General features: G+C 44.2%; 1 protein-coding gene. It reads right to left on the reverse strand.

Features of this window, described 5'->3' with window-relative positions; genetic code table 11:
- Nucleotides 1-70 precede the first annotated feature (70 nt).
- Nucleotides 71-472, reverse strand: a complete 402-nt coding sequence (locus RH86_RS18825; RefSeq protein WP_009387977.1) for a DUF2007 domain-containing protein — start codon at nt 470-472, stop codon at nt 71-73.
- Between the last annotated feature and the right edge of the window lie 51 nt (nt 473-523).

The raw sequence follows: 523 nt of genomic DNA on the forward strand, positions 1-523 counted from the left end.
ACTTAAACCGAAGTAAGCCGAAAACGCAAAGCGTTGGGAATCCGTCTTAAACGCTTTGTTATACCACGGCTCAAAGTGTTTCACTGAACTCACCACACTGATTACATTTATACCCATGCTTATAAAAGAACAATGGAAATCCGAGTAAAATAAACACTAAGAATGCTGGTCGCTTACCTTTGGTATGTGCGGATAAATCCTTACTACCACAATTTGGACACACGTCCTGTGCGTTATCAGCAATAACACCATGTTCCAATGACTCTGAGAAGTCGCTATTCAGTATTTGAGTCGCATCATCTGCGTCAACTTCTGCAACCATTAGCCGAACACCACCTATCGCGTTTGAGTACAACCACTGTGTATTCACCGTGTGCTCGTCAGCGATATGACTCTCGATTCCCGCGCTCTCTAGGCTTGCTTTCGCAATATGAGCTTCGTGAGGAAAAGAAAAACGTGCAACTACAATCACTTATTACTCCTTGTGGTATAACGCCGCGTTAAGTGGTGAGCAACGCCAACC

The organism is Vibrio sp. N418 (assembly GCF_000222565.1).
Classification (GTDB): Bacteria; Pseudomonadota; Gammaproteobacteria; order Enterobacterales; family Vibrionaceae; genus Vibrio; species Vibrio scophthalmi.